Source organism: Paenibacillus sp. Aloe-11 (genome assembly GCF_000245715.1).
GTDB classification, from domain to species: domain Bacteria; phylum Bacillota; class Bacilli; order Paenibacillales; family Paenibacillaceae; genus Paenibacillus; species Paenibacillus kribbensis.
This window is the reverse complement of record NZ_JH601054.1, coordinates 255,834-269,398: the sequence shown is the minus strand read 5'-3', so window position 1 is coordinate 269,398 and position 13,565 is coordinate 255,834. Positions and strand designations below refer to the sequence as shown.

The following is a 13,565-nucleotide window of genomic DNA, read 5'->3' as shown; positions in this document are numbered from 1 at the left end:
GAAAATGGAACCTGCACGGTATCCAAATTCCATTCATCCTCTCTCTTCTATGCTATTGAACTTGCCAAAGCTGTGCAGTTACGGGTATAGCTTCTCCATGCCACTCTGAATCTGGGTCACCGTATCGTCTAGTGACGCCTTGTTGTTGAAGTAGACACTCAACTTATCATTGATCAGCTTCATCATTTCATTCCATTTCGGATTGAAGGGCTCCGCGTAGATTTTCGATTCGCTGAAGGCTGCCATATTGATTTTTTTACCTCCATATTCGGCATTGAGGAATTCGTCACTCGATAGCCCCGCCTTGGTCGCTGGTGCATCCTGCCCCCGCCTTAATTAATGGCATCTGGCCGTTCAGTGTCGTCAGTGCCTCAATGACTTTGAAGGCTTCTTCCTTATGCTCGGATGCATTCGTAATCGTGAAGCCGTTGAAAAATGCATTCGTCTCACCCCAGATGGAAGCGATATCCCAGTTGATGCCTTCCACTTTTGCGAGCGAGCCAATGTTCCAGAAACCGGTGGTTTCCATAGCGATCTTGCCTTGGGCAAACAGAGGGTCAGCCCCGATATTGCCCATGTCTGCAATCTCCGTTGGTGTCGGTCCGACGCCGTACTTGAAGGTAAGGTCATTCATAAACTGCAGGGCATTGCGCACAGGTTCGTTGTTAAAGGTAGGCTTACCCTTTTGGTCGAACAGAGAGCCGCCGTTCTGATAGATCAGCTGCATCCACTGCGGCCACCAACTGCCTGGATAGTACCCCCATTGAATGGTCTTGCCGTTCTCTTTGACCGTCAGCTTCTGGGCTGCATCCATTAAATCCTGCTGGGTCCAGTCCTTAGATGGATATTTCACTCCAGCCTTGTCAAATAAGTCCTTGTTGTAAAAGAGGATCATCGCTCCCGCCCGATCCGGCATACCGTACTGCTTGCCATCATACTTCATCAAGTTCACAATATCCTCGGAATAGCGCTCTGCCATATTCACATTGTTCGTCTGGATCATATCGTCCAGCGCAATGATTTGCTTTTTGGAGGCATATGCTTGATAGTTCTCAGCAATCATCATGATGTCAGGCGCTGTACCTCCAGCGATCATGGTCTGTACCTTCTGATCGTAATCCCCGGCCACCAGATTCAGCTTCACGTTGATATCTGGGTAGGTCTGCTTTACGATATCCAGCCGCTCTTGATAGATCTTCTTCTCATTCTCCGAACCCCAGATGGTCATCGTCAGATTTACCTTGCCGTCGGACCCGGATGCACTGCTGTCTCCTTTGCTGCAAGCCGTCAGACCTAATACCATAGCCAGAATCAGTAAGAAAATTACTTTCAAGCTTCTTTGCAAACTAAGCGCCCCCTTAAATGTGATGAAGCAAAGAAAAAATAAAATGGAACCCATTTCATGAAAGGGGTTTCATTAAAGTGAATATAAAATCCACTTCGTTAATGAAAGGGGTTTCATATTTGGTCTCATTATATTTTACCTACCCAAATAATGTCAACGCTTTCTTTTTTGTTGGACAGGCCCTCTATCGGCTAACAGGACCCGTGCTCTGGCGCACAACGAGCTGTGGTTGCAAAATAGTCTGCTTCCTTGGCTTGCCCTGATTGATCAACTCGTGCAGTACATCTACAGCAAGCTTGCCCAACTGATAGGTATTCTGCGATACAGTGGTTAATTCAGGTATAACCGCACTTGCGAGCGGTGTATCATCAAAACCGACGATCGAAATATCGTTTGGGATCGATAAACCGTGATTAATGGCAGCCTTAATCGCTCCAATGGCCGTATAGTCATTGACACATATGACCGCAGTTGGCGGATTATCCTGCTCTAACAACTCAGACATTAATCTTTTGCCATCATCAATCGAAAAGCTGCCAAGACGAAGGCGCTCCTTCGGAATTTCCAAACCATATTCCTGCAGCTTTTTTTGAACAGCCTTCACTTTGACCATCGTTGTGGACATCTTCTGAAGTCCACCCACAAAGGCAATCTCGCGGTGACCAAGGGTTAGTAAATGCTCGGCGGCTTGCATGGCACCTGCTGCTTCATCCGTATAAACTCGGTGAAATCCGCTCCTCGCCAAATTGCCATTCACCAGCACAATTGGCTGTCGCTTTCCCATTTCGATTAATTCCTGTGCCATCTCCTCCGGACAGTTCTGCAGATTGATTCTTCCACCAAGAAAGATGATGCCGTCCACCCGTTTCTCACGCAGAATGGACAGATATTCCGATTCCCTTCCGTGGTCTCCTGCCGTATTGCATAGAAAAAACGTATACCCCAATCCGCGCGCCTCATTCTCGGCTCCCCAGAACACTTCAGGGAAAAATGGATTCGTAATATCCGGTAGAATAATAGCAATGGTGCCCGTTTCCTTTTTGATCAGACTTCTTGCCAGTGCGTTGGGCTGAAATTGGTGCTTCTCAATGATAGACATGATCTTCTCTCTTGTGCTTGCACGCACCGGAGCCGTGTCATTCAGTACCCTGGAGACGGTAGAGACGGATACATTCGCTTCTCTTGCGATATCGTATATTGTGATCGGTGTCATATGCGAAACCTTCCTTTGCATCTAATATTCCTGATTATCTTATCAGATAAAAACGCTTAGTGAAACGGGTTTCATTCTTGAAGTTATCCCTAAGTCAAACTGGGCATTGTAAGGGCAGCCGAATGATCGGCTGCCTGAATCTTGCATGCTGAGCTTTTCAATTAGGCGTATTCATTTCACCGCCTTTATTTAAAACCGGAACCATTGTTTTCCCTGCTGCCTACTCTGCTAAATATGATTTCAATAAACGCACCGGTCCAAGCAGCCCTGTCGGCTCCTGAATCATGTATTGGGACAAGAAATCCTGCTCCTGCTTGCCGAGGTTGTTAGTGACTTCAATAATGATTTCATTCTTCCCCTTACGCAGTGCATCTCCAACTTCAAAGATATAAGGTGGACAGATTTTCACGCCCAGATATCGACCGTTGATTGTTACCTCAGCCACCTCATATACACGACCCAAGTCGATTCGGACGTCTTCGACTTCTTCTTCCAGATCGATAGACAGCTCATAACGTACTGTTCCGGAGAATCGTTCACGCCCTTCCAATCTGGAGATATCCTGAAGCGAGTCCAGAACAATTTGGGATGAAAAATGAGGATAAGCTTCAGCCGTCGAAAAGGAAATGTTCCATGGGCCGTGGATAATTGCCAGTTCTTTTGCTGTTTCTCTGCCTGTTTCAACAGCCTCTCCACTTTCAAATACCACGATCGACTCATATGGTTGCAACGTGAGAGAGACAATCCTTTTTCCATTTTCCAAGGTTTGAGGAATGGACTTCAGACGGTTGTCAAAGCCATCGTAAGCGGCAATCTGCTTCCCAGTGCTTAAAGTTACCTTTGTCTCAATGATCCGGTAAGGGTCTTCATTGAAGAACATGTACAGATTCCCATCCTCCTGCTGATAGTGATAGTAACGAAGATAAGGCTGAAACTCCGATGTCCGGATATCGCTAATTCCTTCCTCCTGTAGCTGGACTGCAAAATCGCTTAATTTTTTAATAGCTGCTCCTGCCAGAAGCAGAGGATCTACCGCTTCCCCGTACTCATTACGTACTGGCAATCCGTCCATAAAATAGACCGGGATGCCGGCATCCGTAAGTGTCTTGACTTGCGTCAGCAGTCTTTGCGGCAAAGCTTCCGCATAGGGGATGACGAGAACCCTGAATGCTTTCCCATTGATCTTGTATTCATTTCCCTCGGGTTCAGCTTCTACAATCAGATCGACAGGAACCACATCAAAGTCAATTTGATGCTGCATAAGCTCACGGGCAGGCTTTTGGAACAGCATATAGTCCCCAAGCCACTCCGCTTCCGCATGATAAAGCAGCCCTACAGGAGCAACATGCTCCCCTCCATTCAGCAGGTGGCTGACACGGTTGAGGTAGTTGAACAGCTCCCTCATGAACCGATATTGCGGATTATGTCCCCTCGCATCCAAATGTGGCGGGCAATCGGGGTCCGGAAATTCCTTCGGCGAAAAAGCATGAGGAACAAAATGGGTGACGCCCCGGACCAGCATATGATCCGTTATCCATTTCATCAGCTTAATGCCTTCCGCCCAACCATAGGCTCCGTATACTTCACACAGGGTGCGGTTGTTTTTCTTGGGATCGAGGTGCCCCAAGGATGTGCCCATTTTGGCAAGTCCATAATGGAAAAACTCGCCGTCCCATCCTTTAGCCGTCATAGATTTGAACGTCCCTTTGTCCATACCAGGCATAATTTGATTTAACACCACATCGATACCGGACATATCTTGCTCCCAAATGGCTCTGAAGAAATGTCCGGCTCCATAGCCTAGGCGAGCATGCGCATTGTTGTCTTCGATCAGATGACCGATATATTCAACACCACGCTCGCGGCACCACGCTGCTAATGTACCTGTAAAGGACTCACCGTACATACGACTGATCATATCCATATATTTAAAGCGAATCGAGTGCTCGGTTCCTTGTGCCTCTACAGTGGACAGCAGCGGAAGCTGAAGCCGCTCCTGAGGTGTAAATTTTTCGAGAAGTCCTTCTTTCCAGGGGAAAACCATTTCGGCTCTGCCGATGGCCCCAAACGCGCCATGCATATTTCCAAAACGCGGCTCATCCGAGAAAAAGCCGGCGAACGTTTTTCCAAAATCATGTTTATAATGCTGGTAATGAGGTTCATACACCTCCTCAATCAATATTTTTACCGCTTCCGGATCTAGCGGGTTTAAATATCCATCCGTATGGGGTTCTCCCCCATGCACTGTCTGCAGCATAATGAATATCCGCCAGTCCCCTTCCGGTATGTCCCAATACAAAACTCCGTTTTTCTCAAAAGAGGTCACATCCTGCAGGGTCAAAGGATCTACGCTGTTCTCTCCAGTTCGACGAGCAGCAACGATCCCCAGAATTTCATCCTGAATCGGGACTGGTTTCAAATCAAGACTCATCCGATTCCCGGGGCTGCCCCATTTTACCAGAAAAGAGGAGTCCTTCAGAGGGCCCACAAAATCCAATTGGTGAATTTTTAAATATTTTTTGGCATGCTGCGGATAGTCAGAAACGATTTTACCGTTGGCATAACCTGTAGGAAAATGAGAATCATCCAGAAGCCACACCTTCATGCCCCGGTTGCGAGCCTCATCCATGATGATATCCATATCCCTCCACCAAAGTTCACCAACAAAATCCGGATGTGGTCTGGACTCCACACACAAAGCCTGAATGCCGGCATCCTGAACTTTACCTACGGCTTCTCTGAGAATCTCTTCTTCTTCACCATGAATCCAAAACAGCGGAAAAATATAATTGTCCTGCTTATTTTCCAAGACATCAGTCAGCCTTTTCATAACACACCCATCCCATCGATTTGTTTTATCTTCTAAGTACTGTCTGTTTATTTTTAAGGTGATCTTGAGTTCAATTTTATGATAACAAAGGTAGCCTTGACTTTAATATCTTCTCAACTTAAGCATTTGACTTACTAAACTTAATCTTCTATAGTGATAGCTGCAGAGGTGAATCAAACATGTATCGTGAAGAGCTCAGACAGCGTCTTATGGAAATGTCGGAAAGCGAACTTCGGCATAAAAAGGACCCCGATAGCGGACTTCAAATGTACGAAAAAATGAGAAAAACGACTCGTGCATCCGAAGAGCCAGTGTACATATTTGAATTCGATAATGACTCGCTTCACAGTCAACGGAATTCAAAATTCCCGGAAAATGCCTTTAACAAATTACAAATCTCCCAAATGTCGATTCGCCAGCATTCCAGATACTCCAAAATTCCCGTTCACATTCATAACTATGTGGAGATTAATTATGTTTACGCCGGTCAGTGTAAGCAGCTAATTAATGGGCAGCATATCACCCTTCATGAAGGTGATCTTTGTATGCTCGATACCAATGTGCCCCACACCATTTTAGAAACAACAGGGGAAGATATCATTATAAATTTCATTATGCTTAAGCCTTTTTTTACAACTTCTTTTTTAAGCAGGCTGGCAAGTACCGGAATTATTTCCCAATTCATTATCAATGCGGTTTCCCAGATTCAGGACCATAACCGCTATATTATTTTTCATACCGATAACGAAATCTCTTTTAAAGAAACCATGGAGAATCTGATGTGCGAATCATTTGATCCCAACATGTACTCCAAGGAAATCATCGATTCCTATATGGTAATCATGTTTAGCAAGCTTTTGCAGACATTCCAAGGGAATCAGGAAAAACAATACATTGAAAATCCTTCCCGCACCAATCTGATTGAAATTTTGAAGTATCTCGAAGAACATTACAAGGAAGCAACATTAGCTGCTACAGCTAAGCATTTCAACTTCCACCCCAACTATTTGAGTGCTTATCTAAGGAAAGCCACAGGCAGAACATTTAAGGAAATGATTCAAATCCAGCGATTAACAAGCGCAGCCATGCTTCTAACCAACACTTCATTGACGGTTAACGAAGTAGCTAATGAAGTCGGTTATAACAATCTCGGCTTTTTCTATAAAAAGTTCACTTCCTTCTTCAATCAAACACCCAGCGATTACCGTAAAAAATACAGATAGCTGACTGGCTGGCAACAAGCTAGCCAGTCAAGCCTCTGGAGACATGCTCATTTTATTGAATGCTGAGAACTGGATCTCCGATTTGAACTTCCTGGTTTTCAGCAGCCTGGAGTTCAATGAGTTGATGATCAAAGCTATTGGTGACAATGATGGGTGTAGTGACATCATAGTTACTCTCCACAATCATGGCAAAATCTACTTCTGCCAATAACTGCCCCATTTTGACCCTATCATTTTCCTTCACTTTAATATCAAACGGAGCACCTTTTAGTTTGACCGTGTTAATTCCGATATGAATGAGCAGTTCCACACCGTCCGTGGATAAAAGCGCCAAGGCATGTTTGGAATTAGCGACTGTTACAATGGTCCCGTCGAAGGGAGCGTATACTTTGTTGTCTCTCGGAATGATCGCAAAACCTTTACCCATCGCGCCGCTAGAGAAGGCCTCATCTTTGACTTCAGAGAGCGGAATAAGCATACCTTGAATAGGATTGTAAACCGTCTTCACATCATTGGTGTGCAAATCCCTCTTACTGGGACTCCCCTGTACAGGCTCGGCTACTTTATCTGCCGCCGGCTCTGGCTGGTTTTTGTAACCAAACAGATAAGTCAGTATGGTAGCGACCACCAAGGCTGTCGCACTTGAGATTAAGAAGGCGTAGAAGCTCACATCAATTCCTTTTGGATTGATAAACAGCGGAGCTGCAAATATCCCTGAGCCTCCGAACCCATACATCCTGGCCCCCATAGCTGCAGTTATACCTCCACCGATGGCTCCTCCTATTCCAGCTATCACAAAAGGCTTTTTCATAGGCAGGGAAATACCATATATCGCTGGTTCCGTGACACCCATGGCTGCTGATAAAGCGGCAGGCCCTGCGATGCTTCGAACTTTTTTGCTTTTGGCTTTGAGAAATACCCCCAATGCAGCTCCGACTTGCGCTAGAACGGTAACGTTCAAAATCGCGTTTACGGGATCGTAATGCAGTGTAGTAATATTATTAATCAGTACCGGTATAAAGGCATAATGAAGGCCGAAAATAACGATGATCTGCCAAAATCCGCCCAGAATTATGCCTGCGACCACAGGGCTAAGGTTATAGATAGCCATGGTGACCTTTGCAAGACCATCACTGAATGCTGACAGTACAGGACCCACGATCAGGAATGTCAGTATTCCCGTAATGAGAATAGTGAACAGCGGAACAAATATCATTTTGAGTGAAGCAGGTAGTTTTCGTTCAAACCACTTTTCAATTTTCGCGGCCATCCAAGCTGCAAAAATAATCGGAAATAAGGACGATGTATAATTGGCCAGAACGACGGGAATGCCCACAAAGCTTAGACTACTCCCGGCATTATAAGCGGTAACAATGTTGGGATATACCAGTGCTGCTCCAAGTACAGCCGTAATGAAAGGATTGGCGCCAAACTTTTTGCCTGCAGAAAACCCAATCAAAACCGGAAGAAAATAAAACAAGCTATCTCCAAGTGCATTTAGTAAGATGTAGGTACCATCTGTCTGCTCAAGCCACTGTAAAGCGGTAAAAAGAGCGAGAAAGCCCTTAATAATCCCCGCTGAGGCCATGACCCCAATAATTGGTGAAATAATACCCACAATCACATCAATAAGACGATTAAATGCACTTTTTTTCTTTTCCGATTCTGCTGTTTTGGATTCTTCGGTCGTAAAATGAGTGCCCAACAGATTCATGACTTCTGAATAAACGTCTTTTACTTTGTTGCCAATGACGACCTGATATTGTCCACCACTAATGATCGCTGTCATCACCCCGTCCAGATTTTTAATTTTGTCCGTTTGGGCAGTGGCATTGTCTTTCAGCGTAAATCTTAAACGGGTAACGCAATGCTCCAGATGACTAATATTTTCTTTACCGCCAACATACTGGATAATATCTTCGGCAAGTTTGCGATTGTCCATAGTGTCTCCCTCCTGAAAAAACAGTCATAACCTAGGTGTCAACAAATGAAATTCCACGTAAAGGATCATTTTGAAAGCGCTTAATAAAGCGATTACATTTCATTCTTAAATGACATCTCTTTACTCTCACAACATATAACTGCAGGTAATCTCAACGGAGTAGGCCTATACCCTTCAATACCTTACAATTTAATAATAACAAAGGAAGCTAACCTCTCCTATCATCTATTCTTAACGAAATCACTTACCAAACTTAAGAATCCAATGAGAATGTTTACAATAGCTAACGAAAAACACCTCCAAGGCATCTCCATATCTTACGACACGGTAGGATGCTCTTGAAGGTGTTTGAATTTCCTCACCGCTTCTTTGCTCTCTTTAAGCGGTTTTCTTGATGGCGACGATACGCAATCGACTTGTATCGACTGTCCATTGTCCCCCCTGCTCCAGATGCGGCTTAACCTTTGCCTCAATGGCGCGGTAGATCAGCACTTTGTCTGTGGATGTGACGTCCGGGAAGAAATAATCGGTAAACCCGTCAAGCCAGCTGCGAAGCCCTGCATCGCCCTTGAGCGGAGTGGGCCTATCAAAGTGCTGAGCCAACATAACGCGGAAACCAATCTGCTCCAGCAAACTGGTGTATTCACCAATGGTGGGAAAATACCACGGACTCCGGCCCTCCCACGCATATCCATGTGCCTCCAGCTCCTCTTTTATAGCAGCAGTCAGCACGGCGACATTGCCGCTGCCTGCGAATTCGGCTACGAATCGTCCTTCCTCCCGAAGGGCCAGCCAGATGGAGCGGGCGACAGCGGCAGCATCCTTGATCCAGTGCAAAGCTGCATTGGAAAACACAGCGTCAAAGGGGGCATCCGTTCGGTAATGACAAGCATTTTCTACCTGAAAATGTAGTTCAGGGTACTTCTGTCTGGCCCGTCTCACCATCTCATCAGACAGATCAATACCTGTGGGAATCGCTCCGGCGGCTGCCATCTTGGCGGTCAAATCTCCATTCCCGCAGCCTACGTCCAGGATTCGCTCTCCGCTTTGAGGCTGCAGCAAGGATAAGACACCCTCTTCTAACTTGGCGACAAAACTCAACTTATCATTATACGCCTCCGGGTTTCTGTGATGGGTAAAGGGTTCGCTACACATAGACTCGATCTCCTTTTTGTATGAGTGCTTCAAATACTTTCAATATAATTTTTTTCTTCCTCTTTTTTTAATCACAGATATTATATATCTATGATAACCTTAATATAAACAGACTGTCAAGAAGCTTAGCTACATATCAATACCAAGATCGATTATAAAAACATCTTTAGTACAGTATAAACAGCTGGTACAAAGGCATGCCGGTAATTATAGTTTATCTCGCCTCTTAAGCGTTTTGTGAGCTCAAACATTCGTTTAAAAAAGCCTGAATTAATGAGCAGAGCTTGACCCCACTGAATATGTGTTGTCAGGCTCTTCATTATCCAAAGTATTCTGTTGCGTTCTCATTCACTCATCTAGATTTTAGGTGCTGTAAGATTCAACACATGGCCTTCTGAAATTACAATATTCGCTAGTTCCATCAGGCTTTTTATTTCAAAAGTTGGTTGAATTCCAGATGTGTTTGCTTTCCCGGCAGGGTTGAACCAGCAGGTATCAATTCCGTAATTGTTCCCTCCCTGAATATCCGCAGTCAGCGAATCACCGACCATGAGAACCTTGCTTTTATCCGAAACGGCCAGCTTTGTAAATGCATATTCAAAAATAGCGGCTTGTGGCTTTTGGAAACCCACTTCCTCGGAAATAATCACCTCTTCAAACACATGACTCAACGGTGAAAGCTGAATTCGGGAGGTTTGCACCTCCTTGATTCCGTTCGTAATGATCGCCAACCGACAGTTGGACAGCAGCTCACATATTTCAACCGCTCCGTCAATCAAAAAGGCTCCTTCACCCAAATAACGTAAATAAGCAGCACTAAAAGCATCTGGATTGAAATCCAGCTCATGAGCAGCAAACAATCGCTTGAACCTCTCCACTCGCAGCTCCGCCGAAGTAATATGTCCTTCCTCTGCTTCCCTCCACAAAGCACTATTGATTTCATCATAGCTGGCCTTATACTCTGTGGCCCCTTGTGGCAAGCCGAATTGGGTAAACGTATGATGTAGTGCATGACGCTCCGCTTTTTTAAAATCAAATAGTGTATCATCGACATCAAATAAAATAACTTCGTATTTCATGATTACCTCCACATTGTTGCTTTACTATTTCATCCAGTTTTTTGAGATGCAGTATGTCGTCCCAGTTATTTTACAGAACTTGGTTGAGCCTCAAGTCACAGACTACATTTCCTTATACATCATAGGTTTTATATAATATGTGACGCAGAACGCCACCGTATTTAAGCTTGGTATCTCCAATTTTATAGCCTTGATTAAGAAAGTTATGAAGACTGTGGCTATTTGAAGGATACACTGTTGCTAGAAAAGAAGAAAAGCCCATGACAATGAGCGTTGCTTCTCCCTGCTCTAACAACGCTTGTTGCAGACCGAATCCCCTGTAACGAGGCAATATACATACAGAGTTCATAACAGCACTGGTTCGTATCTTCTCCGCAGACCAATGCAAGTCATATCCAAGGTGCCCTTCTTTCTCTCCGACTGTATCCACAATTAAAAAGCCCGCCACATTGGATTGGTCCCAAGCCAGCAATGTAAAGCCGTCTTCTCTGATATGCTCCTTTACATACTCCAAATCATCGGCAACAAAATAGTTTCGATCATGGATTTCTTCATCAATCTGACACATGATTTCATATATGCTTTGCACGTGCTTATAATCAGCCTTTGCTAATAAGAATTCCATACATCCTCCATTCGACATTGTTCATGTTGATTATGCCTTTAAATAGTAATGACCGCAAGACTGATTGATAATCTGAAGCGGTCATTTCTCTTTAAACGCGATTTATCAAATATCCGTAGACTAACTTCAACCGAGCCCAGTTTGGATTTCTTCAGCGATCAGTGCTTTTTTTCAGTGAAGAAGTAAAGCAGCGATAAAAGTGGTAAAACAGTTCCAATGAGTGCAGTGAAAGGCCAGCCGCTATAGGCATAAGCCCATCCTCCCAATGAAGAGCCAACAGCTCCCCCAATAAAGAATATGGACATGAAAAGACCGTTCAGGCGACCTCTCGCCTCACTCCCCAATGAATAAATGGCACGCTGTCCAAGGACAAGATTTCCTGATACAGCCATATCGAGCGTAATCGCAGAAATGAAAAGGATGACGAGGGCTATCATTGAATGGTCTTGAAACAAATAGATCAGCAAAAAAGAGATCGCAGCTATGACCATAGCTAATCCGGTCAACAAGTGAGTCCAGCCCTTATCCGCCAGCTTCCCGGCAATCGGCGCCGCGACTGCCCCGCCCACTCCAACTAATGCGAACAATGCGATCCCTTGCTGAGACATCCCGAAGTCGTGTGCCAACCGTAAAGGAACTGTTGTCCAAAAAAGGCTGAATGCTCCGAATAAGCAGGCTTGATAAAAGGCACGACGACGCAATACAGGTGTTTGTTTGAAAAGAACGCCCAATGAGAAAATTAATTTACCATAGTTCACCGTAGGCGAAGGCTTCCGCTCAGGAAGAGCACGCGACAACAGAATGATCAGTAGCGTGGTAACAACGGCCGATAAGGAAAATACAGCCTGCCAGCCCCAAAGACTGGTGACTAAGCTTGCGACCGGCCGGGCAAACATAATTCCGAGCAAAAGTCCGCTCATCACGTTCCCTACCACGCGGCCACGCTGCTCTTCCGCTGCCAGATAGGTGGCATAAGGCACCAGGATTTGGGCCACCACTGAGCCCAATCCAATAAACAGCGATGCGATTAAAAACAGCGCTCCGTTCGGAGCAAACGTTGCCGTCAGCAGCGCACATACCACAACCGCCAAAGCGACAACCGCCAGACGACGATTCTCAATGATGTCGCTGAGCGGGACAATAAACAGCAGTCCTGCAACGTAACCGATTTGAGTCAAGGTGACGATTAATCCGGCTGCTGCTGAAGAAAGCCCCATTGCGGCACCGATAGGACCCACCAGTGTTTGGGCATAATACAGGTTAGCGACGATAAGACCGCATGCGGATGCCAACAGCAGCATCATCCAACGTGAAATGCCTTTGTTCTCTTTGAATACACTTTTTTGCATGATCATCCTTCTCCTCTTTTTGTTTTTTGAATGAACGCAGGACAACTTGATTAGCATGGCTGTCATCCAAAATTTAAATACTAAACGTTCAGTTCATTAATTCGATAAACAAATAATATACTGAACGTATCGTTTTGTAAATAGGCAATTTTGTTTTCTTTTTATTCGAATGTTTAGTATACTGAACGTACCGTTTTTATTTGAGGAGAGGATTTTTATGGAGCGCAAAAGAGGACGTCCACGGAATGTTGAAACGCAAAAGTCTATACTATCCGCTTCCTATGATTTGTTGTTGGAGGGTGGTTTTGGCGCAGTTACCGTGGAAAAAATTGCGGAACATGCCGGAGTCAGCAAGGCCACGATTTATAAATGGTGGCCGAATAAGGCCGCTGTTGTCATAGATGGCTTCCTGGCTGCGGCTGCGGAAAGGCTGCCCATACCGGACACAGGCTCGGCTTTTCAAGACTTACTCATCCACGCTACCAATGTCACTCGATTTATGCTCAGCCGTGAGGGAAAAATCATTGCGGAATTGATTGGTGAAGGCCAGTTTGATGCAGGACTGGCAGAGGCATATCAGACCCGATATATCCATCCTCGCCGACTTGAGGCCAGACAGCTTTTGGAACGGGGAGTTCGGAGTGGGGAATTAAAGGGGAATCTTGATATCGAATTAAGTATTGATCTCATATACGGACCCATTTTCTATCGCTTACTGGTTACCGGGGGGCCTTTGGACGATGCGTATATAGAACATTTAATGAACTCTGCATTTCAAGGAATTAAAGCGGAATGAGCGGGAGA

General features: G+C 45.1%; 11 protein-coding genes. 2 read left to right on the top strand and 9 right to left on the bottom strand.

The window, feature by feature from the left end:
• Nucleotides 1–78: 78 nt before the first annotated feature.
• The 4 genes from WG8_RS28420 to WG8_RS12230 form a co-directional block, all read right to left on the bottom strand.
• Complete coding sequence (locus WG8_RS28420; protein WP_007430493.1) at nt 79–246, bottom strand: hypothetical protein; 168 nt, start codon at nt 244–246, stop codon at nt 79–81.
• Between the two features lie 40 nt (nt 247–286).
• Nucleotides 287–1,345: an ABC transporter substrate-binding protein gene (locus WG8_RS12240; RefSeq protein ID WP_007430492.1), complete on the bottom strand. Its 1,059-nt coding sequence runs from the start codon at nt 1,343–1,345 to the stop codon at nt 287–289.
• A gap of 184 nt (nt 1,346–1,529) precedes the next feature.
• On the bottom strand, nt 1,530–2,558 hold the full coding sequence (locus tag WG8_RS12235; protein ID WP_007430491.1) for a LacI family DNA-binding transcriptional regulator: 1,029 nt from the start codon (nt 2,556–2,558) through the stop codon (nt 1,530–1,532).
• A 220-nt stretch (nt 2,559–2,778) separates the two neighbouring features.
• Nucleotides 2,779–5,388: a glycosylhydrolase-like jelly roll fold domain-containing protein gene (locus WG8_RS12230; protein WP_007430490.1), complete on the bottom strand. Its 2,610-nt coding sequence runs from the start codon at nt 5,386–5,388 to the stop codon at nt 2,779–2,781.
• 179 nt (nt 5,389–5,567) lie between these two features.
• On the opposite strand from WG8_RS12230, the gene WG8_RS12225 reads away from it, so the two are divergent.
• Complete coding sequence (locus tag WG8_RS12225; protein ID WP_007430489.1) at nt 5,568–6,611, top strand: AraC family transcriptional regulator; 1,044 nt, start codon at nt 5,568–5,570, stop codon at nt 6,609–6,611.
• A gap of 52 nt (nt 6,612–6,663) precedes the next feature.
• Here WG8_RS12225 and WG8_RS12220 read toward each other — a convergent pair whose 3' ends face one another.
• The 5 genes from WG8_RS12220 to WG8_RS12200 form a co-directional block, all read right to left on the bottom strand.
• Nucleotides 6,664–8,553, bottom strand: coding sequence for a beta-glucoside-specific PTS transporter subunit IIABC (locus tag WG8_RS12220; protein WP_007430488.1), 1,890 nt, complete (start codon nt 8,551–8,553; stop codon nt 6,664–6,666).
• A 378-nt stretch (nt 8,554–8,931) separates the two neighbouring features.
• Complete coding sequence (locus WG8_RS12215; RefSeq protein WP_007430487.1) at nt 8,932–9,708, bottom strand: class I SAM-dependent methyltransferase; 777 nt, start codon at nt 9,706–9,708, stop codon at nt 8,932–8,934.
• A gap of 356 nt (nt 9,709–10,064) precedes the next feature.
• Nucleotides 10,065–10,787 (bottom strand): YjjG family noncanonical pyrimidine nucleotidase, encoded by a 723-nt coding sequence (locus tag WG8_RS12210; protein WP_007430486.1) that lies wholly within the window; start codon nt 10,785–10,787, stop codon nt 10,065–10,067.
• 112 nt (nt 10,788–10,899) lie between these two features.
• Complete coding sequence (locus tag WG8_RS12205; RefSeq protein ID WP_007430485.1) at nt 10,900–11,412, bottom strand: GNAT family N-acetyltransferase; 513 nt, start codon at nt 11,410–11,412, stop codon at nt 10,900–10,902.
• 158 nt (nt 11,413–11,570) lie between these two features.
• On the bottom strand, nt 11,571–12,761 hold the full coding sequence (locus WG8_RS12200; protein WP_007430484.1) for an MFS transporter: 1,191 nt from the start codon (nt 12,759–12,761) through the stop codon (nt 11,571–11,573).
• Between the two features lie 217 nt (nt 12,762–12,978).
• Here WG8_RS12200 and WG8_RS12195 point away from each other — a divergent pair, with 217 nt between their 5' ends.
• Nucleotides 12,979–13,557: a TetR/AcrR family transcriptional regulator gene (locus tag WG8_RS12195; RefSeq protein WP_007430483.1), complete on the top strand. Its 579-nt coding sequence runs from the start codon at nt 12,979–12,981 to the stop codon at nt 13,555–13,557.
• The last annotated feature ends 8 nt before the right edge of the window (nt 13,558–13,565 follow it).